Source organism: Enterobacter sp. N5-15 (assembly GCF_057221635.1).
Genome location: NZ_CM170150.1, coordinates 2,924,387 through 2,945,295, shown reverse-complemented (window position 1 = coordinate 2,945,295; position 20,909 = coordinate 2,924,387). Strand labels below are relative to the sequence as shown.

The 20,909-nt window shown below is 53.6% G+C and carries 22 protein-coding genes; 15 read left to right on the top strand and 7 right to left on the bottom strand.

Annotation, left to right across the window (positions count from 1 at the left end):
- Positions 1-22: 22 nt before the first annotated feature.
- Positions 23-1,234 (bottom strand): tyrosine transporter TyrP, encoded by a 1,212-nt coding sequence (tyrP, locus tag AC2TE5_RS14010; protein WP_484611842.1) that lies wholly within the window; start codon positions 1,232-1,234, stop codon positions 23-25.
- A 229-nt stretch (positions 1,235-1,463) separates the two neighbouring features.
- Between tyrP and AC2TE5_RS14005 the strand changes: the two genes are divergently transcribed.
- A complete protein-coding gene (locus AC2TE5_RS14005; protein WP_484611841.1) occupies positions 1,464-1,805 on the top strand; it encodes a hypothetical protein in 342 nt (113 codons plus the stop codon).
- Positions 1,806-1,841: 36 nt separating this feature from the next.
- Here AC2TE5_RS14005 and ftnA read toward each other — a convergent pair whose 3' ends face one another.
- Together ftnA and yecR are read right to left on the bottom strand one after the other, a co-directional pair.
- A complete protein-coding gene (ftnA, locus tag AC2TE5_RS14000) occupies positions 1,842-2,339 on the bottom strand; it encodes a non-heme ferritin (RefSeq protein WP_023336146.1) in 498 nt (165 codons plus the stop codon).
- A gap of 204 nt (positions 2,340-2,543) precedes the next feature.
- Positions 2,544-2,882 (bottom strand): YecR family lipoprotein, encoded by a 339-nt coding sequence (gene yecR, locus AC2TE5_RS13995; RefSeq protein ID WP_484611840.1) that lies wholly within the window; start codon positions 2,880-2,882, stop codon positions 2,544-2,546.
- Positions 2,883-3,116: 234 nt separating this feature from the next.
- Between yecR and azuC the strand changes: the two genes are divergently transcribed.
- A complete protein-coding gene (gene azuC, locus AC2TE5_RS13990; protein WP_014884364.1) occupies positions 3,117-3,200 on the top strand; it encodes a stress response protein AzuC in 84 nt (27 codons plus the stop codon).
- A gap of 110 nt (positions 3,201-3,310) precedes the next feature.
- Complete coding sequence (locus tag AC2TE5_RS13985; protein ID WP_456200093.1) at positions 3,311-3,562, top strand: DUF2766 family protein; 252 nt, start codon at positions 3,311-3,313, stop codon at positions 3,560-3,562.
- Positions 3,563-3,604: 42 nt separating this feature from the next.
- Here AC2TE5_RS13985 and AC2TE5_RS13980 read toward each other — a convergent pair whose 3' ends face one another.
- Both AC2TE5_RS13980 and AC2TE5_RS13975 read right to left on the bottom strand, forming a co-directional pair.
- A complete protein-coding gene (locus AC2TE5_RS13980; protein WP_063143674.1) occupies positions 3,605-4,948 on the bottom strand; it encodes an anaerobic C4-dicarboxylate transporter in 1,344 nt (447 codons plus the stop codon).
- 184 nt (positions 4,949-5,132) lie between these two features.
- Positions 5,133-5,375 carry a hypothetical protein gene (locus AC2TE5_RS13975; RefSeq protein ID WP_484611839.1) on the bottom strand — a complete coding sequence of 81 codons (243 nt, stop codon included), beginning with the start codon at positions 5,373-5,375 and terminating at the stop codon, positions 5,133-5,135.
- An 18-nt stretch (positions 5,376-5,393) separates the two neighbouring features.
- Here AC2TE5_RS13975 and AC2TE5_RS13970 point away from each other — a divergent pair.
- A protein-coding gene (locus tag AC2TE5_RS13970; RefSeq protein WP_484611838.1) for an IS3 family transposase occupies positions 5,394-6,754 on the top strand; the annotation gives its coding sequence in 2 pieces (ribosomal slippage) (positions 5,394-5,844 and positions 5,844-6,754; 1,362 coding nt in all).
- A 198-nt stretch (positions 6,755-6,952) separates the two neighbouring features.
- Here the strand turns inward: AC2TE5_RS13970 and AC2TE5_RS13965 are convergent.
- Positions 6,953-7,456, bottom strand: a complete 504-nt coding sequence (locus AC2TE5_RS13965) for a non-heme ferritin-like protein (RefSeq protein WP_213327888.1) — start codon at positions 7,454-7,456, stop codon at positions 6,953-6,955.
- A gap of 778 nt (positions 7,457-8,234) precedes the next feature.
- On the opposite strand from AC2TE5_RS13965, the gene araF reads away from it, so the two are divergent.
- The 5 genes from araF (at position 8,235) to otsA (ending at position 14,190) form a co-directional block, all read left to right on the top strand.
- Positions 8,235-9,224: an arabinose ABC transporter substrate-binding protein AraF gene (araF, locus tag AC2TE5_RS13960; protein WP_063143676.1), complete on the top strand. Its 990-nt coding sequence runs from the start codon at positions 8,235-8,237 to the stop codon at positions 9,222-9,224.
- Positions 9,225-9,295: 71 nt separating this feature from the next.
- Positions 9,296-10,810, top strand: a complete 1,515-nt coding sequence (araG, locus tag AC2TE5_RS13955) for an L-arabinose ABC transporter ATP-binding protein AraG (RefSeq protein ID WP_484611837.1) — start codon at positions 9,296-9,298, stop codon at positions 10,808-10,810.
- Positions 10,811-10,824: 14 nt separating this feature from the next.
- Positions 10,825-11,811, top strand: a complete 987-nt coding sequence (araH, locus tag AC2TE5_RS13950) for an L-arabinose ABC transporter permease AraH (protein WP_023336141.1) — start codon at positions 10,825-10,827, stop codon at positions 11,809-11,811.
- A gap of 176 nt (positions 11,812-11,987) precedes the next feature.
- Entirely contained in the window at positions 11,988-12,791 is an 804-nt protein-coding gene (gene otsB / locus AC2TE5_RS13945) for a trehalose-phosphatase (protein WP_213327885.1), read from the top strand.
- A complete protein-coding gene (otsA, locus tag AC2TE5_RS13940; protein ID WP_121424238.1) occupies positions 12,766-14,190 on the top strand; it encodes an alpha,alpha-trehalose-phosphate synthase in 1,425 nt (474 codons plus the stop codon). The genes otsB and otsA overlap by 26 nt, the downstream gene beginning before the upstream one ends.
- 15 nt (positions 14,191-14,205) lie before the next feature.
- Here the strand turns inward: otsA and uspC are convergent, their stop codons facing one another.
- Positions 14,206-14,634, bottom strand: coding sequence for a universal stress protein UspC (gene uspC / locus AC2TE5_RS13935; protein WP_159514446.1), 429 nt, complete (start codon positions 14,632-14,634; stop codon positions 14,206-14,208).
- Between the two features lie 794 nt (positions 14,635-15,428).
- On the opposite strand from uspC, the gene flhD reads away from it, so the two are divergent.
- From flhD to cheW, 6 genes are all read left to right on the top strand, one after another.
- Positions 15,429-15,779, top strand: coding sequence for a flagellar transcriptional regulator FlhD (gene flhD / locus AC2TE5_RS13930; RefSeq protein ID WP_023336137.1), 351 nt, complete (start codon positions 15,429-15,431; stop codon positions 15,777-15,779).
- A 2-nt stretch (positions 15,780-15,781) separates the two neighbouring features.
- Complete coding sequence (gene flhC / locus AC2TE5_RS13925) at positions 15,782-16,360, top strand: flagellar transcriptional regulator FlhC (protein WP_013096051.1); 579 nt, start codon at positions 15,782-15,784, stop codon at positions 16,358-16,360.
- A 123-nt stretch (positions 16,361-16,483) separates the two neighbouring features.
- Positions 16,484-17,371 carry a flagellar motor stator protein MotA gene (gene motA, locus AC2TE5_RS13920; RefSeq protein ID WP_008500417.1) on the top strand — a complete coding sequence of 296 codons (888 nt, stop codon included), beginning with the start codon at positions 16,484-16,486 and terminating at the stop codon, positions 17,369-17,371.
- Entirely contained in the window at positions 17,368-18,297 is a 930-nt protein-coding gene (gene motB, locus AC2TE5_RS13915; protein WP_029741333.1) for a flagellar motor protein MotB, read from the top strand. Before motA ends, motB begins: the two co-directional genes overlap by 4 nt.
- 4 nt (positions 18,298-18,301) lie before the next feature.
- A complete protein-coding gene (cheA, locus tag AC2TE5_RS13910; RefSeq protein ID WP_484611836.1) occupies positions 18,302-20,338 on the top strand; it encodes a chemotaxis protein CheA in 2,037 nt (678 codons plus the stop codon).
- A 19-nt stretch (positions 20,339-20,357) separates the two neighbouring features.
- Positions 20,358-20,861, top strand: coding sequence for a chemotaxis protein CheW (gene cheW, locus AC2TE5_RS13905; protein WP_008500420.1), 504 nt, complete (start codon positions 20,358-20,360; stop codon positions 20,859-20,861).
- The last annotated feature ends 48 nt before the right edge of the window (positions 20,862-20,909 follow it).

The following is a 20,909-nucleotide window of genomic DNA, read 5'->3' as shown; positions in this document are numbered from 1 at the left end:
CTGATGACAGCCCCTTTTTTATTTAACCCACTTCCGGCAGCATCCCGGCTGCAATCAACACCTGCACCAGAATAATCACCACCCCACAGCCAAACACAACGCACAGCAGCGGTTTTCCGCCCGCCACGCGATATCCCTGCTGAGGATGCTGCTGACGGCTTTTCCATGCCAGCAGGGAAGGGAGGAGGAGGGCAAGGATCGACAGCGCCACCCCTGCGTACCCCAGCGCCATCACAAATCCACGTGGGTAAAACAGCGCGAACGCCAGCGGCGGCAGGAAGGTAATTGCGCCCGTCTGTAGCCGTCCGGCCGCGGTATTACGACGCTGGAACAGGTCGGCCAGGTAATCAAACAGGCCGAGCGCCACGCCCAGGAACGAGGTTGCCAGCGCCAGGTCGGAAAACAGGTGTACCGCCAGCTCCACGTGCGGGGAGGTGACGACCTCGCGCAGTGCCAGCAGAAAACCGTTCAGGCCAGCGTGTTGCGCCATCAGCCCAAGAAAGGTTGAAGAGTCAATGCTGCCCAGCGTCACCAGCTGCCAGAAAATATAGGCAATCAGCGGGATCGCGCTGCCGATAACAAAGACGCGGCGCAGCTTGCGGATATCGCCGTTCATATAGCTGACGATGCTCGGCACGCTGCCGTGGAAGCCAAACGAGGTGAAAATAACCGGGATCGCGGAGAGCGCCAGCCCTTTTTCCAGCGGCAGCGTCAGCAGGTTGACCTTGTGCACGTGCGGCGCCAGCAGCACCAGCATGACGATCAGGAAGAGAATTTTGGCGCTGAACAGAAAACGGTTAAACAGATCGACCAGCGATGTGCCCACGCAGACCACGCCGCCGCCGATGAGCGCAAAGAAGATAGCCCCCGTCGCAGGGGTAATGTCAGAGCCAAACCAGTCGTTGACGCTGGAGGCGATAAGCTCCCCGGCGCCGCTGATATAGGCGGCGGTCAGGGCGTACATCAGGAACATCATGCTGAAGCCGGTTATCCACTGGCCGTAGCGTCCCAGATAGCGCGCCGCAAGCGAACCCAGACCGGTGTCGGCGGGCACGTGTTGGTAAACCTCAAGCAGCAACAGTGCGGTGTAACACATCAGCGCCCAGAGCGTGCCCAGCAGCAGCAGGGTTATGCCAAATCCCACGCCCGCGGCTGCCAGGGGCATTGCCAGCATTCCTGCGCCAATTGTCGTTCCGGCGACGATAAAAATACTTCCCAGGGTTCTGTTTCTCACGCTTTCCTCTACAACGATGCTTAACCGCGACAAAATCTGCGGCGCAGAGTAAGGGAAAAGCCGTAATTCGTCAAATCACCGTTACAAGTAGTGTAATGAATACTTTACGAATTACTGACCCTCTGATCCTTTATAGGCTTATGCCTACTTCATAAGGGCAATGTTGCTGCGCGACATTCCGGCGTAACGTAAACAATAAATATAAATTATCAAATTAAGTGAGGGTTTTATGGCAGGGGAGAATCCCTTTACCGCGGCATGGAGCCGGGGAGGTAACCTGTTGTGCCATGGTCACTGGATAATCAGCTGGCAGAACCAACCCCTGATACTTCCCGAGCCCCGTCGCGAAAAGGATATGGGCACCTGGGCAATCTATTCGGTTATTGATCCTGAAGACGAAACCTTTGCACAAGGCTTACAGGAAGATGAGTGGGTTATTGAGAATGTCGAGTGGTTAACGGATATGTTCTTCGAAGTGGGTATTCCGCTGGAGACCTCCAGCTACCGCTATTTTTACCAAGCCGTGAATCCCCATGACTGGCGCTGCACCAGCTGTGCGGGGTGTATGTAAATTAACGCGGTGCCGGAAACCGGCACCGCGCTGAAATTAATTCTGCGTATCAAGAGTGGAAAGTTCTTTATCAATAAAGTAAAGACCTTCGCCGGATTTCCCCACCAGAGATAATTTATCCAGCACGGATTTAAACAGCTTCTCTTCTTCATGTTGCTCAGCGACGTACCACTGCAGGAAATTAAATGTTGGATAATCCTGGCTGGTCATCGCCGCATGAACCAGTTCGTTAATTTTCTGCGTGATCAGCTGCTCGTGCTCGTAGGTGGCGCGGAACAGTTCATCGAGAGAATTATACTCGGCAAAGGGTGACGTCACGGTTTCAATGCGCGGCAGGCTGCCCGTATCCGTCAGATAATCAAACAGACGCTGCATGTGGGTCATCTCTTCCTGAGCGTGACGACGCAGAAACGCGGCAGCGCCCTCGAAGCTGTGGTAGCTGCACCAGGCGCTCATCTGCTGGTAGAGCAGGGATGAAAAAAGCTCAAGGTTCATTTGTGCGTTGAGCTTGTCGATCATTTCAGTTTTCAGCATGGTGACGCTCCGGATTATTATTTCTGGTTCACAATGAGCGACACTATAATTTGTTATTTAATTATTTGCAAAACGTAAAATTTTTATTTTATTTATTTAAAATACGAATGGGAATAAAACGCATTGGCAATTTTTAAAACTTATTAATGAGAATTATTTTTGTTCGTAATGAAATAAACTGCCAGCACGCGCTGGCAGCTTCGATTAATACCACGGATTATTTGACTTAGGATTAACGGCGTAACCCATACATTTATACTGGATAGTCACGCTCTCGTTCAGGCACAAAGAGCCGCTCGTCAGGGTGCAGGTTTTAATGGGCTGACCATAGGCTGAGGCAGTGGCATACCCCATGCTCTGACACGCTTTTGCCGCCGTGCCGTTGTTCACATACGCATCGGAATACGCATTTTGCAGCGGTGCCTGGCCGTAGTCGAGACGAACGATGCCGTTCGGCGCGTCGAGGCTGCTGACTTCAGCCTGGCGATTAATGCTACAACCCGCGAGCAGCAGGATTGTGCCGGCTACAATGACTCTTTTCATGGTTCGCTCTGAGTGGATGGAAATACGTTATCGTACCCGCAGATGCCCGCTGCAATGCCTGGAATAGCCGGACAATCTGCCCTCACTCTTCGCAACGGGTCAGCGGTGAGCGCTTTCAGTCCATACCGCAAGAAAAGTGTGATGAGAGTCACAAAAATGTTGATTTTTGTGATGGTGGTCATATTATAGGCACGTTGATAATAAAGTTGTATAACAAGTTAATGGAGCATCATCGTGAAACTGCGCAAAATCCTGAAAAGTATGTGGGCCAATTACTGCCGCACGTTCAAAGACGTGCCGCCGGGCGCCATGTTCTGATAAAAAAAACCTGCTTCGGCGGGTTTTTTTGTACCTGCTGACGATGAAGGGAAGGTGTCAGGGGGCGTGTTTTGATACTATGGCGGCCTTTAAATAAGGAGAAAGCCCCCATGTCAAAAAACCTGAGCGCCGATCAGGAACTGGTCTCTGACGTTGTCGCCTGTCAGCTGGTTATCAAACAAATCCTCGATGTTCTGGACGTGATTGCGCCGGTTGAAGTGCGCGAGAAGATGTCTACTCAGCTGAAAAATATCGATTTCGCCAGCCATCCTGCTGCCGCTGACCCGGTTACGCTTCGTGCGATCCAGAAGGCCATCGCGCTGATTGAGCTGCGATTCACGCCGCAGGGTGAGTCCCACTAAAGCAGGGAAATGGGCGATGGCATGTGTCGCCCTTTGATGCGGTCAGAAGAACGTCTGGACCAGCAGATAGCTCGCCGCGCACGCGCAGCTTACCCCAATCAGCCCCGGCAGAATAAAGCTGTGGTTGATGATAAATTTGCCGATGCGGGTCGTGCCTGAACGGTCAAAGCCGATGCAGGCCAAATCGCTTGGATAGGTCGGCAGGACAAAATAGCCGTATGACGCCGGGAAAAAGGCGATCAGCATTTTCGGGTCGATGCCGAGCATCAGGCCCATAGGCGCAACGGCCGTCAGCGCAGCCGCCTGGCTGTTCACCAGTTTTGACACCAGAAACAGCACGATGGCATACGTCCACGGGTGGCTTTTCACCACGCCTTCCAGCGCCAGCTTCAACTCGTCGAGATGCGCCTGGAAAAAGGTATCGCTCATCCACGCCACGCCGAACACCGAGAAGATCGCCACCATACCGGCCTTGAACACCGCGCCGTTGGAAATCGCCGACGCGTTGACCTTACAGGCCATCAGCATCACGGCGCCCGCAATTAACATCATCATCTGAATGACAAGGTTCATCGACAGCGCCGTCATTTTGCCTTTCAGCTCAAAGGCGGGACGCAGGTCAGGGAACGCCCCCAGCAAAACGACCACGGCAATACCGGCAAAGAAAATCCACGTGGACCAGTAGGCCTGTTTAGGGAAACGCTGATTCATTAACGTCTCCGTTCCGCCGTAGATAAACTCGCGCTGCTTAGGATCTTTCAGCTTTTCCTGAAACTCCATGTCGTCAGCCAAATCTTTTCCGCGGCGTAAACTCCACAGGGCCGCAATGGCTACGCCGAAAAGCGAAGCGGGAACCGACACGGCGAGAATTTCCAGGATCCCCCACGCGTGGCCGATCCCATGCTGAGCCGCAAGGATGGATACCAGCGATACCACGGCAACGGAAACGGGGGAGGCCGTAATCGCCATCTGCGACGCGACCGATGCCACGGCCATGGGGCGCTCGGGGCGGATCCCCTTTTTCAGGGCGATATCCGCAATGATGGGAAACATGGTGTAGACCACGTGCCCGGTGCCGCACAGAAAGGTCAGCATCCAGGTGGTGAAAGGCGCGAGCAGGGTGATGTGCTGCGGGTGTTTGCGCAGCAGACGTTCAGCAAACTGCATCATGACGTTGAGGCCGCCCGCAGTCTGTAGCGTAGCCGCACAACCAATCACCGCGAGGATGGTCAGCATAACGTCTACCGGCGGCTTACCCGGTTGCAGACCAAAGACAAAACATAAAATAAAAAGACCAATACCGCTGATTAACCCAAGCCCCATACCGCCAAAACGCGTACCCGTCAGCAGGCAGAGGAGAATAACAACAAACTCAATGGTGATCATGATGCTCCCTCGTCAATGATTATGTAACTAAATAAATCATCACACGTTGTGTGGTTAATCATTGGGAGCCAGATCTGATTTGTTAAATTTCAGCAAAAGCAGAAGGTTGGAGATAGGAAGGAGACTTTATTTCGTATGGGACGTAAATCCACATTCAACAGCGATTCAAAGTGTTTTAATAATATTAAAAACTAACAGCGACGCCCTGGTCCGGCTGTAAATCGCCGAAGCGTTTCCGTAAGGCCGGGTCGAGGCGCAGGGATGCGCCGAGAGGGCGTGGCCTGCAGGGATGCAGGCTCATGCCCGACCCGATAGCCTGAAGGAATAAGCTGAGGGTACCGCGAAGCGGCGATTTACCGCCGGGAGCCCGGGTTGCCAGGGTGGTGGCGATTGCACTGAACCCCGGATCCTGGACACCAGATTCCAAATCTGGAGGTTCAGAACAATGAAATATCCTTTCCATATTAGGCTTGCAGCTGTACTGCATTACATGGCCGGACAGTCGAGTATCAAAGAAACAGCCCATCTGTTCAGTGTGGGCAGAACCCCACTGACCCGCTGGCTGCGGGCTTACCGTCGTCAGGGTAAAGCCGGTCTGGAGGACCGTCCTGCGCGGACCTATACTGCAGAATTCAGGCTCCGCGTTGTCCGCTACGTCGCTGAAAACAGGTGCAGCTATGCGGAGGCTTCATCGCGCTTCGCCATCCCCAATGAGTCCCTTATTCTCGACTGGACGCAGCGTTACCGGAGGGGAGGTGAAAAAGCGCTTCACACTGCCAGACCCGGACCCGCTATGTCACAGAAAAAATATGTTCCCGGCGCCAAGCCCTTCAGTGAAATGACACCCAAAGAACTGCAGAGGGAGCTGGAATATCTGCGCGCGGAAAATGCTTACTTAAAAAAGCTGAAAGCCCTGAGAGAAGAAAATGCACTCAGGGAGCAGCAGAAAAAACCAGATTAGTGCAGTCGTTGCTGACGGCACACAGGCTACCCTGCCTGCTGTATGCCGCGCGGTTGTCACGCAGCACATATTATTATCATGTCTCGCACCCTGAGCACGGGACTGAGCGTTATGCGGATGCAGTCGGTGCAATGAAGGCCATCAGCCAGCGGCATGCGCAGCGCTATGGCTACCGGAGAATGACGAGAGCACTACGGGATAAGGGCTTCGTGCTTAATCACAAAACCGTGCGCAGGCTGATGAAGGAGCATGGACTCACCTGTCAGCTACGCCGGAAAAGATATCGCTCATATATGCCTGATGCGGGTCTGTCATCCGCCAATCTGCTGGCCCGGGACTTTAGCGCTGAACGAAGCGGGATCAAGTGGTGTACGGATGTGACGGAGTTCCGGGCCGGGGGACAGAAACTTTACCTGTCAGCCCTGCAGGATCTGTTCAATAACGAAATCGTGGCCTGGAATATGTCGACCAGTGCTTCACAGCCTCTGGTCTGCAGGATGCTGCATAAGGCCCTGAAAGCACACAGACATAGTGAAGGTCTGGTCTTACACAGCGATCAGGGCTGGGCTTACAGGACACCGGCATGGCGGTTAATGCTGGAAAAAGCCGGTATAGTCCAGAGTATGTCGCGAAAGGGAAACTGCCTGGATAATGCAGTGATGGAAAACTTCTTCAGCCATCTGAAAGTGGAGATGTACTACCGCAAGAGGTATGGTTGCGTGAAAGAGCTGGAGCGGGATATTAAGGCTTATATTCGTTACTTCAACACTGAACGAATCAGCCTGAAAACTGGCGGCCTGAGCCCGGTGGCGTACCGGACTCAGGCAGAAAAAACAAAAGAATAAAGGTGTCCAGGAAACGGGGTTCAGTGCAGATTGAGCCACCCTGGCACGTTCACCGGTCATGTCGTTACAGAGTAGCAAGGAACATAAAGTGAACGGAATGACCACTACAGCCGTATGTTCCCCTCACCCTAACCCTCTCCCCAGAGGGGCGAGGGGATTATTTCGTGCCTTAACCCGTGCAGGAGCAAATTAAAAAACTCAGTGGTGCTGCACCGCCACAATGTCGAGCAGGTGACGGTCGGTTTGCTCAGGGCATAAACCCGCCTGCTGCGCATTATGGATCTCATCCGCCAGCGTCTTCAGCAGCATGCCATCCTGCTGCTGCTCTTTGTCCATATCACGTAAGAATTTGAGCGTCGTAATGTCCTGCTGCGCCCTGGCTTCATCGGCCAGCTTGCTGAGGGTGCTGCAGCGCTGTTCATACTCTTCAAGCGTTTTCTGAAACAGTTCTTCCAGGCAAGAGTAGTTTTCATTGATCCCATCAAGGGCTTTAACGACAGGATTTGCCCCTGCGGCTTTCAGGAAGTTAAAGACACGCATCATATGGGTGACGTTACTTTGCGCCTGAGAGCGAAAGAATGTCGCAGATCCCGTGAGGCTATTCTCGGCACACCACGCGCTTAAGTGAAGGTGCAGATTCGAGGCGTAGAACTCAAGGTTCATCTGCGCGTTAAGTTTTTGCATCATCGTTTGGGTAGCCATACTCATATCCTTATTGACTGTGGGACGTGATGTCCGTTGCTTAACCTGACCGTCAGGCAAATACGAAGAAAAGAGCAGAAATACACATTCTGCCGTGACCGAAATTCACTTCCTGTGTTCGATATAAATAAGCATACCCTTGTCTTTGGTCTAAGAAAACTCTTAATTAGGCTGTGTTTACCATACATTACAAAGTTTAATATAGTACAGAAATGCAATTAGCTCGCCATGAATTGAGCCTTGGTTAATGCTCTAATAATTAACAATTTTTATTGCAGTGATACACTGTTACTCTTTCGAAAATATTAAGTTGGAATAATGCTCCGTGAAAAAGAGAAATACGGATTAATCGTTTCGAATATATGATGTGCCAATAAAATTGCGTTAAATCAAATTCTGCTGAATAACGGTTTTCCAGGTGCGCCGTTCATTTTTGATGAAAAACATGTTGGACCTCTTTCACGCCAGGTGGCGTTTTGCCCGCTGAGGGGTATCAGGGATATCTTAGCTAATCTTATGGATAATTCTGCTTAACCCACTTTCATTTGTCTGACAAATCCTGCCTTTTTTATGTCATTTTTCGCTGAATTTATGTACGCAATTACTGTAATTCTGCGGTGTGATGGGGCTCTCTTATGGATGATTAATTTCCCGCTAAAACTATCACCAGCAATAACGCTTATGACGAGGTAAGCGCTAATGCCTTGTTTTAAGTCCGATTAAATAAGAAGCACGCACTTATTCCCTACAGAAAAGAATGCTAAAGCTGGAGTTTACCATGCACAAATTTACTAAAGCGCTGGCGGCCATCGGTCTGGCTGCCGTTATGTCACAATCCGCTATCGCTGAGAATTTAAAACTCGGATTTCTGGTAAAACAGCCCGAAGAGCCCTGGTTCCAGACTGAGTGGAAATTCGCCGATAAAGCCGGGAAAGATTTAGGTTTTGAAGTGATTAAAATCGCCGTGCCTGACGGTGAAAAAACCCTGAACGCCATCGACAGCCTGGCGGCCAGCGGTGCAAAAGGCTTTGTTATCTGCACCCCGGATCCAAAGCTGGGATCGGCAATAGCGGCGAAAGCGCGCGGTTACGACATGAAGGTCATCGCGGTTGACGATCAGTTCGTGAATGCGAAAGGCAAGCCGATGGACACCGTCCCGCTGGTCATGATGGCGGCGACCAAAATCGGCGAACGCCAGGGCCAGGAACTCTATAAAGAGATGCAAAAGCGCGGCTGGGATGTCAAAGAGACCGCGGTGATGGCCATCACGGCTGACGAGCTGGACACCGCGCGTCGGCGTACTTCCGGTTCAATGGACGCGCTGAAGGCGGCCGGTTTCCCGGAAAAACAGATCTACAAAGTCCCAACCAAATCTAACGATATCCCGGGCGCTTTCGACGCCGCGAACTCTATGCTGGTCCAGCATCCGGAGGTCAAACACTGGCTGGTGGTCGGCATGAACGACAACACCGTGCTGGGTGGGGTACGCGCGACGGAAGGCCAGGGCTTCAAAGCGCCTGACGTGATCGGGATTGGCATCAACGGCGTTGACGCCGTCAGCGAGCTGTCCAAAGCGCAGGCTACCGGCTTCTACGGCTCTCTGCTGCCAAGCCCGGACGTTCACGGCTACAAATCCAGTGAGATGCTCTACAACTGGGTAACCAAAGGGGCTGAGCCGCCGAAATTTACCGAAGTGACCGACGTGGTGCTGATTACCCGCGACAACTTCAAAGAGGAGCTGGCGAAAAAAGGACTGGGCGGTAAGTAATACGCTGTGATTGTGCCCCTCACGCACCGTGAGGGGCCAGACGTACACACTACAGGAATCACGGAGACGTTATGCGACAGTCTGATCCGTATCTCTCTTTTCGCGGCATCGGGAAAACCTTCCCCGGTGTTAACGCGCTGACCGATATCAGCTTCGACTGCTATGCCGGCCAGGTTCACGCCCTGATGGGGGAAAACGGCGCGGGAAAATCCACGCTGTTGAAGATCCTCAGCGGCAACTACGCGCCCACTACCGGCACGCTGGCCATTCGCGGCGAAGAGGTGGCGTTTGCCGATACCACGGCGGCGCTCAATGCCGGGGTGGCGATCATCTACCAGGAGCTGCACCTCATTCCTGAGATGACCGTGGCAGAAAACATCTATTTAGGACAGCTCCCGCACAAAGGCGGCATGGTAAATCGTTCGCTACTTAATTATGAAGCGGGGCTGCAGCTTAAACACCTGGGTCTGGACGTCGATCCCCAGACGCCGCTGAAATACCTCTCCATCGGCCAGTGGCAGATGGTGGAAATTGCCAAAGCGCTGGCGCGTAACGCCAGGATTATTGCCTTCGATGAGCCCACCAGTTCGCTCTCCGCGCGCGAAATCGACAATCTATTCCGCGTAATCCGCGAATTGCGTCAGGAAGGCCGTACGATTTTGTATGTCTCGCACCGCATGGAAGAGATATTTGCCCTGAGCGACGCCATCACCGTCTTTAAAGATGGGCGCTATGTGCGCACCTTTACCGACATGGCGAAGGTTAACCATGACCAGCTTGTTCAGGCGATGGTCGGCCGCGACCTGGGTGATATCTATCACTGGAAACCCCGGGAGTACGGCCCTGAGCGCCTGCGTCTGGACAACGTCAAAGCGCCGGGCGTGCGTACGCCCGTTTCGTTATCCGTACGCAGCGGCGAAATTGTCGGCCTGTTTGGTCTGGTAGGGGCAGGGCGCAGCGAATTGATGAAAGGCCTGTTCGGCGGTACCCGTATTACCGATGGGCAGGTCTCCATTGACGGCGAGCGGGTCGATATCCAGAAACCGGCCCACGCAATCCGGGCGGGGATGATGCTCTGCCCGGAAGACCGTAAAGCCGAGGGGATTATTCCGGTGCATTCGGTACGCGACAACATCAATATTTCCGCCCGCCGCAAGTTTATTCGCGCAGGCTGTCTGATAAACGATGGCTGGGAGTCGAGCAACGCCGACCACCATATTCGCTCGCTGAATATCAAAACGCCGGGTCCGGAACAGCTGATCATGAATCTTTCAGGCGGAAACCAGCAGAAGGCGATTTTAGGCCGCTGGCTGTCAGAAGATATGAAGGTCATTTTACTGGACGAACCGACGCGCGGTATCGATGTGGGGGCAAAACACGAGATTTATAACGTGATCTATGAGCTGGCAAAACGCGGCGTGGCGGTGCTCTTCGCCTCCAGCGACCTGCCGGAGGTGCTTGGCGTGGCCGACCGCATTGTGGTGATGCGTGAAGGCGAAATTGCCGGTGAATTACTTCATGAACAGGCGAATGAACAACAGGCGTTGAACCTCGCCATGCCTAAAGTCAGCCAGGCTGTCGCCTGAGTAAGGAGTTAACGATGTCCTCTGTTACTACATCCGGAGTGCCGAAGTCGAAGTCGGCGCTGAGTTTTGGACGTATCTGGGATCAGTACGGCATGCTGGTGGTCTTTGCCGCACTGTTCCTCGCCTGCGCGATCTTTGTTCCTAATTTTGCCACCTTCATTAATATGAAGGGGCTGGGGCTGGCCATTTCCATGTCCGGGATGGTGGCCTGCGGGATGCTGTTCTGTCTGGCTTCCGGCGATTTTGACCTGTCGGTAGCGTCGGTGATTGCCTGTGCGGGCGTCACGACGGCAGTGGTGATCAACATGACGGAGAGCCTGTGGATTGGCGTTCTGGCCGGTCTACTGCTCGGCGTCATCAGCGGTCTGGTGAACGGTTTTGTTATCGCCCGTCTGAAGATTAACGCCCTGATCACGACGCTCGCGACGATGCAAATTGTCCGCGGGCTGGCCTATATCATCTCCGACGGTAAAGCGGTGGGGATTGAAGACGAGCGCTTCTTTACGCTGGGTTACGCCAACTGGCTGGGTCTGCCCGCGCCAATCTGGCTGACCGTGGCCTGCCTGATCCTGTTCGGCTTCCTGCTCAACCGGACCACCTTCGGCCGCAATACGCTGGCGATTGGCGGTAACGAAGAGGCCGCTCGCCTGGCCGGGGTGCCGGTGGTGCGAACCAAGATTATTATCTTTGTGCTCTCAGGGCTGGTTTCTGCCGCCGCGGGAATTATTCTGGCCTCGCGTATGACCAGCGGCCAGCCGATGACCTCTATCGGTTACGAGCTGATCGTCATTTCGGCCTGCGTGTTAGGGGGCGTTTCCCTCAAGGGCGGCATCGGAAAAATCTCATATGTGGTGGCCGGTATCCTGATTTTGGGCACCGTCGAGAACGCCATGAACCTGCTGAATATTTCGCCGTTCTCGCAGTACGTCGTGCGTGGTCTGATCCTGCTGGCAGCCGTGATTTTCGACCGTTACAAGCAAAAAGCGAAGCGTACCGTTTAACCCCAGCGCTGCGTTTTTATTGCACAACTTATAACCTTAGTTGACCCCTGAACCGCCCCGCCAGTTTTGCTGGCGGGGCGGTTGTCAAATGGCGAGCCCCGTCACACTGTCTATACTTACATGGCTATGAAAGAGGTAAAGGCGTTTACCTCTCGTAAACCGTAAGGAGGATTAGGGTGGCTGACATGTTAACCGCACCGCCTGTACTGCCCGGAAAATATGCTTTCTTTTTTGATCTCGACGGCACGCTCGCCGGGATCCAGCCGCATCCTGACGACGTGGTCGTACCGGATACGGTGCTAGAGAATTTGCAGCAGCTCTCCAGACTGAACGAGGGCGCATTGGCATTGATTTCAGGGCGCTCAATGGCCGAGCTGGACGTGCTCGCCAGTCCTTACCACTTTCCGCTAGCCGGTGTACACGGAGCGGAGCGCCGCGATATCCATGATCAACTGCACGTTGTATCACTTCCTGAGACCTTAATTCAGGCGTTACACGCTCAACTCTCCTCGGCGCTGGCGTCGCTTCCGGGCACTGAACTGGAAGCGAAGGGCATGGCTTTCGCCTTGCACTATCGGCAGGCACCGCATCACGAGGCGGCAATCTTTGCGATTGCCCGCAGCGTGGCCGATGCACACCCGCAGCTCGCGCTGCAGCCGGGGAAGTGCGTCGTTGAGATAAAACCGGAAGGGATTAATAAAGGTGCTGCTATTGCGGCGTTTATGGCGGAACCGCCATTTAAGGGACGTACACCCGTATTTTTTGGCGATGACCTGACCGACGAGGCCGGGTTTCGCGTGGTGAATCAGGCCGGAGGGATCGCCGTCAAGGTGGGGCCTGGTGACACCGTTGCCGAATGGCGACTGGCGGATGTCGCCAGCGTCTGGCAGTGGATATCTGACATCGCTAACCAGCAACAACAACAAATAGCGCAAAGCAAAGGGGGAAACCATTATGGGTCGCTTAGTCGTCGTCTCTAACCGAATCGCACCGCCTGACGATAAAAAAGCCAGTGCGGGTGGCCTGGCGGTAGGGGTGTTAGGTGCCTTAAAAGCCGCTGGCGGGCTGTGGTTTGGCTGGAGTGGGGAAATCAGTGAAGAAGAGAAACCGCTCAAAAAGGTGACGCGCGGAAACATTACGTGGGCTTCATTTGCATTGAAAGAGAAAGACTACGACGAGTATTACTCGCAGTTCTCGAATGCCGTCCTGTGGCCCGCGTTTCACTATCGTCTTGACCTGGTCAAATTCCAGCGTGAATCCTTCGAAGGCTACTCGCGCGTGAATGCGCTGCTGGCGGATAAACTGCTGCCATTAATAGAAGAAGACGATATTTTATGGATCCACGATTATCACCTGTTGCCCTTCGCGCGCGAGCTGAGAAAAAGAGGGGTAAATAATCGCATTGGCTTCTTCCTGCACATCCCGTTCCCGACGCCGGAAATTTTTACCGCGCTGCCGCCGCATGAAGAATTGCTGGAGGCGCTGTGTGATTACGATTTGCTGGGCTTCCAGACCGAAAATGACCGCCTCGCGTTCCTTGACTCCGTGTCAGGTAAAGCGCGGCTGGTGACCAAAGGCGGGAAAACCCATACGGCGTGGGGGAAAACCTTCCACACCGAAGTGTATCCAATAGGGATTGAACCTGACGAAATCGCGGAGCAGGCTTCCGGCCCGCTGCCGCCTAAGCTGGCGCAGCTTAAGAATGAACTTAAGCACGTGAAAAATATCTTCTCGGTAGAGCGTCTTGATTATTCCAAAGGGCTGCCGGAACGCTTCCTGGCGTATGAAACGCTGCTGGATAAATATCCGCAGCATCACGGTAAAATCCGCTATACCCAGATCGCGCCGACATCGCGCGGTGAGGTTCAGGCCTATCAGGATATTCGCCACCAGCTGGAGACGGAAGCAGGGCGCATTAATGGCCGCTACGGGCAGCTGGGCTGGACGCCGCTCTTTTACCTGAACCAGCACTTTGACCGTAAGATCCTGATGAAGGTCTTCCGCTATGCGGACGTTGGCCTGGTCACGCCGCTGCGCGACGGGATGAACCTCGTCGCGAAAGAGTATGTGGCGGCCCAGGATCCTGCCGACCCGGGGGTTCTGGTGCTCTCCCAGTTTGCCGGCGCCGCAAATGAGCTCACGTCGGCGCTTATCGTGAACCCTTATGACAGGGATGACGTGGCGAACGCGCTGAATCGCGCCCTGACAATGCCGCTCACGGAACGTCTTTCCCGCCATGCTGACATGATGGAGACAATCCGTAAGAACGACATTAACCACTGGCAGGCACGTTTTATTCAGGATCTCCGGGACATCGCCCCGCAAAGTCATGAAGGCGATCTGCAAAAAAAGATCGCGACCTTCCCTAAACTCGCCTGATTTTCCGCTGGGGGGTTAATTCCCCCCAAGCGGTACTAACAGCACATCGACCTGGCTCGACGCGACAATGGATTTCGCCGCGCAGGCTGCCCGCGATATAAAGCTGTGGTTATGATTCCCGCAAATCACTAAATCAATATCCTGTTTACGACACATGTCGAGAATATGGGCGTTAAGCTCCCCGGTCGCAATAATTGTCTCATAAACCGGATATTGTGCCTTTTCCACCAATTCGCGCAGAAATTGCTGCGTTTCTTCCTGAAGGACCTCTCGAATATCCTCCAGCATGGGCGCGGCCAGCTGATTATACATCTCTGGCTCCGCGGCGAGCGTGATGAGGCTGATGCGGGCATTGTGGGGTCTGGCAATGGAAACTGCCCGGGCGACGAGCTGATGACTTTCGGGGGAAACTGCAACAGAAACAAGAAGATGGGAGTAACTCATGGCGCACTCCTTAGGTGTCTGAAAGACAGCGTATGATCACCTTTACCGCGATTTCCCTGGTTCTGCAAGAGCTGATTACGACATTAGTGTGAAGCTTATCATAATTATTCATTAATTATTCTTATAAGAAGAATAACTGAAAAATGCGCCTAAATGAAAAAAATTAACAACTTAACGTAAATCACACAAATTCACGCTTTCACTGTTAAATCGTTTTGACGCGTTACAAACTCATTTCGAATGATCACGTCCTGAAACATCTTTTTTGTGCTACCTGCATAACTATATGTTTTTTCACGGTAAGAAAAATGTTTCCCGGAGAGGGGTTTGTTGTAAATGTTTCCGCACGGCGCTTGCGGCGGCAAAAGCACGATGCATGCCAGTTCTAATCACACGTCTGCATGAGTATTCGTCGATTAAGAATACAAAACAGTACTGATTGGTTAAAAAATGAACAAATTACAAGTCATACTGATGGATTTATGGGTCATATTCACTTAAATTGTGTGACGTGGATCACATTTTTTTTAAATTTGAGGGTGGCTGGATTGTATGTGGCAAAACTGACGAGTAGAGTTTGCGTCGAATTAGGAAAAATCTTAGTTATTTGTAAGAAATGATAAATCTTGTAAGAGACGCATTCGCGGTTTCTCTCTTACGGTTTCAGTGAATACAAACCTAAATTCAACTATGCATTTAGCCTTTTCTTTTTTATACCGGGTGATTTCCCGGCGACATCACGGGGTGCGGTCTTTCCGCATAAAAATAATAGTTGGTTATTCGGGATGGGAACAATGCATACATCCGAGTTGCTAAAACATATCTATGACATCAATTTGTCGTATTTACTGCTCGCGCAGCGTTTGATTAGTCAGGACAAGGCGTCCGCGATGTTTCGTCTGGGTATTAACGAAGAGATGGCAACCATGCTGGGCGGCTTAACCCTCCCGCAGATGGTTAAACTGGCTGAAACGAATCAACTGGTTTGCCAGTTCCGTTTCGATGATTCGCAGACAATAACGCGTCTGACGCAGGATTCCCGTGTGGACGATCTTCAACAGATCCATACCGGTATTCTTCTTTCCACTCGCTTGCTTAACGAAATCAGCCAGCCTGATGACGCAGCCCGTAAGAAAAGGGCCTAGCAATGAGCGAGAAAAGCATTGTTCAGGAAGCGCGTGACATACAGTTGGCCATGGAGCTGATTACACTGGGTGCTCGTTTACAAATGCTGGAAAGCGAGACTCAGTTGAGCCGTGGCCGTCTCATCAAACTGTACAAAGAGTTACGTGGTAGTCCCCCGCCGAAAGGCATGCTGCCGTTTTCTACCGACTGGTTTATGACGTGGGAGCAGAATATTCACGCTTCCATGTTCTGTAATGCCTGGCAGTATCTTCTCAAAACCGGTTTGTGTAGCGGCGTTGACGCCGTGATCAAAGCGTACAAACTTTACCTTGAACAATGCCCACAGCAGGAAGAAGGCCCTCTGCTGGCGCTGACCCGCGCATGGACGCTGGTGCGTTTTGTTGAGAGCGGAATGCTTGAACTGTCGCGCTGCAACTGCTGCGACGGCAATTTTATTACCCATGCTCATCAGCCTGCAGGCAGCTTCGCCTGTAGTTTATGTCAGCCTCCATCCCGCGCAGTAAAAAGACGTAAACTTTCCCGGGATGCTGCCGATATTATTCCACAACTGCTGGATGAACAGATCGAACAAGCTGTTTAACCCGAACGTGTGGGAAAGATTCCAGCAGCGGTAAGCAATTACCGCTGCTTTTTTTTACCCCGCAAACGGTAAACGCTGCGAGCTGGACGTCCTTGCCATAGTCACTAGCGGAAGGATGATGTCGTGCTTATCTTATTAGGTTACCTGGTAGTTCTCGGTACAGTTTTCGGCGGTTACATGATGACCGGCGGGCACCTTGGAGCACTCTATCAACCGGCTGAACTTATTATCATCGGCGGTGCAGGGGTAGGGGCTTTTATCGTTGGCAACAACGGTAAATCGATCAAGGGCACGCTGAAAGCGATTCCGTTGCTGTTCCGTCGCTCGAAATACACCAAAAGTATGTATATGGATCTGCTGGCACTGCTCTATCGCCTGATGGCGAAGTCGCGTCAGCAGGGCATGTTCTCGCTTGAACGGGATATTGAAAACCCGAAAGAGAGCGAAATTTTTGCCAGCTATCCGCGAATTCTTGCTGACGCCATGATGCTGGATTTCATCGTCGACTATCTGCGACTCATCATCAGCGGCAACATGAATACCTTCGAAATCGAAGCGCTGATGGACGAAGAGATCGAAACCCACGAAAGCGAATCTGAAGTGCCGGCCAACAGCCTGGCGCTGGTCGGCGACTCGCTTCCGGCATTCGGTATCGTTGCTGCGGTAATGGGGGTGGTTCACGCCCTGGCCTCGGCAGACCGTCCGGCAGCCGAGCTCGGTGCGCTGATTGCCCACGCGATGGTGGGGACTTTCCTCGGTATTTTGCTGGCGTACGGCTTCATCTCTCCGCTGGCAAGCGTACTGCGCCAGAAGAGCGCGGAAACTACCAAAATGATGCAGTGCGTGAAGATCACGCTGCTCTCTAACCTCAACGGTTACGCGCCACCGATCGCGGTTGAGTTTGGCCGTAAAACGCTTTACTCCAGCGAGCGTCCGTCGTTTATCGAGCTTGAAGAACACGTGCGTGCGGTGAAAAACCCAAACCAACAGACGACAACTGAGGACGCATGAAAAACCAGTCCCATCCGATCGTCATCGTAAAAAAACGCAAGCACAAGGGCGGCGGGCATGGCGCACACGGCTCGTGGAAAATTGCGTACGCCGACTTTATGACTGCAATGATGGCGTTCTTTCTGGTGATGTGGCTGATCTCCATCTCCAGCCCAAAAGAACTGATCCAGATTGCCGAATATTTCCGAACGCCGCTGGCAACGGCGGTGGCCGGTGGGCCGCGTATCTCTAACAGCGAAAGCCCGATCCCGGGCGGCGGCGATGATTACACCCAGCAGAAGGGTGAGGTGAAAAAAGAGCCGAACATCGACGAGCTGAAAAGAAAGATGGAGCAGGCGCGTCTGAAGAAACTGCGTGGCGATCTCGATCAGCTGATTGAGGCGGATCCGAAGCTTCGCGCGCTGCGCCCGCATCTGAAGATCGACCTGGTGCAGGAAGGGCTGCGTATTCAGATTATCGACAGCCAGAACCGCCCAATGTTTAAAACCGGGAGTGCGGAAGTCGAACCGTACATGCGCGACATTCTGCGCGGTATTGCACCGGTGCTGAACGGCATTCCTAACCGAATCAGCCTGTCAGGACACACGGATGATTTCCCGTACGCCAGTGGGGAGAAGGGATACAGCAACTGGGAGCTTTCTGCCGATCGTGCCAACGCCTCGCGTCGCGAGCTGGTGGTAGGTGGGCTTGATGATGGCAAGGTACTGCGCGTAGTCGGCATGGCCGCAACCATGCGCGTTTCCGACCGCGGGCCGGATGATGCCATCAACCGTCGTATCAGTCTTTTAGTGCTGAACCAGCAGGCGGAGCAGGCCATCCTGCATGAAAACGCCGAAAGTCAGAATGAGTCACTGGACGATTTAAAACAGCCTGGGGCCGTTCCTTCGGCTGCCGTTCCAACATCGCCACCAGCCAATCCGAGGTGATAGCGTGAGCATGGATATTAGCGATTTTTACCAGACATTCTTTGATGAAGCCGACGAATTGTTGGCCGATATGGAGCAACACTTGCTCGATTTGGTGCCCGAAGCACCGGACTCCGAGCAGCTCAATGCCATCTTCCGTGCGGCGCACTCTATTAAAGGCGGAGCCGGAACGTTTGGATTTACCATCCTGCAGGAAACGACCCATTTAATGGAAAACCTGCTTGATGAAGCACGACGCGGTGAGATGCAGCTCAATACCGACATTATCAACCTGTTTTTGGAAACCAAAGATATTATGCAGGAACAGCTCGACGCCTATAAAAGTTCGGCAGAGCCTGATGCCGCCAGCTTTGAATACATCTGCAATGCGCTGCGCCAGCTCGCGCTGGAAGCAAAAGGTGAGGTTGCCGCCGCGGTTGTTCCGGCTGCAAAACTGAGCGTTGTTGATGCGGTTGCCGGTCAGGAGTCTGCCTCAGCCGACGCACAGGCGGGCAAACTGCGCGTTGTGCTGTCACGCCTGAAAGAGAGTGAAGTTAACCTGCTGGAAGAAGAGCTGGGTAACCTGGCGAAATTAAGCAACGTGGTAAAAGGCAAAGACAGCCTTGCCGCGACGCTTGATGACGGTATTGGCCAGGACGATATCGTCGCGGTGCTGTGTTTTGTGATTGAAGCTGACCAGATCGCCTTCGAAACCGAAACGGCTGCGGTTGACGCCCCTGCGGCAGTGGAAGAGGTGGCCGTTGTCGCTCAGGCCGCCGCACCGGCCGTGACGCCTGCGGCCCCGGCGCTGAAGGCGGTGCCAAAAGAGGCCGCTGCGCCTGGCCGTGGTGAAAAACCTGCCGCGCGCTCCAGCGAATCAACCAGCATCCGCGTTGCGGTTGAGAAGGTTGACCAGCTGATTAACCTGGTTGGCGAACTGGTGATCACCCAGTCGATGCTGGCACAACGTTCTAACGAACTGGACCCGGTCACGCACGGCGATCTGATTACCAGCATGGGGCAGCTGCAGCGTAACGCCCGCGACCTGCAGGAGTCGGTGATGTCCATCCGTATGATGCCGATGGAATATGTCTTCAGCCGCTTCCCGCGTCTGGTCCGCGACCTTGCCAGCAAGCTGAATAAACAGATTGAGCTGACCCTGATGGGCAGCTCAACCGAACTGGATAAGAGCCTGATCGAGCGCATCATCGACCCGTTAACGCACCTGGTGCGTAACAGTCTCGACCACGGTATCGAACTGCCGGAAAACCGCATTGCCGCCGGAAAATCCCCGGTCGGGAACCTGATCCTGTCTGCGGAACATCAGGGCGGGAACATCTGCATCGAAGTGACCGACGACGGCGCCGGTCTTAACCGCGAGCGCATCCTGGCAAAAGCGATTTCGCAGGGGATGGCGGTCAATGAAAACATGACCGACGAAGAAGTGGGCATGCTGATCTTCGCGCCGGGCTTCTCTACCGCAGAGCAGGTGACCGACGTGTCCGGGCGCGGCGTAGGCATGGACGTGGTGAAACGTAACATCCAGGAGATGGGCGGCCACGTTGAGATCCAGTCTAAACAGGGTTCCGGCACCACCATTCGCATTCTGCTGCCGCTGACGCTGGCGATCCTCGACGGCATGTCCGTCAAAGTGGCGGACGAAGTCTTTATCCTGCCGCTGAACGCCGTGATGGAATCCCTGCAGCCGCGTGAAGAAGATCTGCATCCGCTGGCGGGCGGCGAGCGCGTCCTCGAAGTGCGCGGTGAGTACCTGCCGCTGGTGGAACTGTGGAAAGTATTCGAAGTGGACGGGGCGAAGACAGAGGCCACGCAGGGTATCGTTGTGATCCTGCAAAGCGCGGGCCGCCGCTACGCGCTGCTGGTCGATCAGCTGATTGGTCAGCACCAGGTGGTGGTGAAGAACCTCGAAAGCAACTACCGCAAAGTGCCGGGTATTTCTGCCGCCACCATTCTGGGTGATGGTAGCGTGGCGCTGATCGTCGATGTCTCGGCGCTTCAGGGATTAAATCGTGAACAACGTGTGGCGTACACAGCCGCCTGATTAAGTAGAAGGTAATAACATGACCGGTATGAGTAATGTAACGAAGCTGGCGGGCGAGCCATCAGGGCAGGAATTCCTGGTATTCACTTTAGGCGATGAGGAGTACGGCATCGATATCCTGAAAGTGCAGGAAATCCGTGGTTACGACCAGGTTACCCGCATCGCTAACACGCCTGCTTTTATTAAAGGTGTCACCAACCTGCGTGGCGTTATTGTGCCAATCGTGGACCTGCGCGTGAAGTTCAGCCAGGGCGACGTTGACTACAACGACAACACCGTGGTGATCGTCCTCAACCTGGGGCAGCGCGTGGTCGGCATCGTGGTGGACGGCGTATCTGATGTGCTTTCTCTGACCTCTGACCAAATTCGTCCGGCGCCGGAGTTTGCGGTCACGCTCTCGACCGAATACCTGACCGGTCTGGGCGCGCTCGGCGAGCGTATGCTGATTCTGGTGAACATTGAGAAGCTGTTGAACAGCGATGAGATGGCGCTGCTGGATATCGCCGCGAGTCATGTAGCGTAGGTAAAAGCAAAACGGCAACCCAGGTTGCCGTTTTTTGTGTTTGCTCCC

Coding starts and splice junctions, on each gene's coding strand:
- AC2TE5_RS13980 (WP_063143674.1), bottom strand. CDS start 4,948: ATGATCACCATTGAGTTTGTTGTTATTCTCCTCTGCCTGCTGACGGGT.
- otsA (WP_121424238.1), top strand. CDS start 12,766: ATGGGTCGCTTAGTCGTCGTCTCTAACCGAATCGCACCGCCTGACGAT.
- AC2TE5_RS14005 (WP_484611841.1), top strand. CDS start 1,464: ATGGCAGGGGAGAATCCCTTTACCGCGGCATGGAGCCGGGGAGGTAAC.
- motB (WP_029741333.1), top strand. CDS start 17,368: ATGAAAAACCAGTCCCATCCGATCGTCATCGTAAAAAAACGCAAGCAC.
- cheW (WP_008500420.1), top strand. CDS start 20,358: ATGACCGGTATGAGTAATGTAACGAAGCTGGCGGGCGAGCCATCAGGG.
- AC2TE5_RS13985 (WP_456200093.1), top strand. CDS start 3,311: ATGTCAAAAAACCTGAGCGCCGATCAGGAACTGGTCTCTGACGTTGTC.
- flhC (WP_013096051.1), top strand. CDS start 15,782: ATGAGCGAGAAAAGCATTGTTCAGGAAGCGCGTGACATACAGTTGGCC.
- araG (WP_484611837.1), top strand. CDS start 9,296: ATGCGACAGTCTGATCCGTATCTCTCTTTTCGCGGCATCGGGAAAACC.
- AC2TE5_RS13965 (WP_213327888.1), bottom strand. CDS start 7,456: ATGGCTACCCAAACGATGATGCAAAAACTTAACGCGCAGATGAACCTT.
- flhD (WP_023336137.1), top strand. CDS start 15,429: ATGCATACATCCGAGTTGCTAAAACATATCTATGACATCAATTTGTCG.
- uspC (WP_159514446.1), bottom strand. CDS start 14,634: ATGAGTTACTCCCATCTTCTTGTTTCTGTTGCAGTTTCCCCCGAAAGT.
- ftnA (WP_023336146.1), bottom strand. CDS start 2,339: ATGCTGAAAACTGAAATGATCGACAAGCTCAACGCACAAATGAACCTT.
- araH (WP_023336141.1), top strand. CDS start 10,825: ATGTCCTCTGTTACTACATCCGGAGTGCCGAAGTCGAAGTCGGCGCTG.
- araF (WP_063143676.1), top strand. CDS start 8,235: ATGCACAAATTTACTAAAGCGCTGGCGGCCATCGGTCTGGCTGCCGTT.
- yecR (WP_484611840.1), bottom strand. CDS start 2,882: ATGAAAAGAGTCATTGTAGCCGGCACAATCCTGCTGCTCGCGGGTTGT.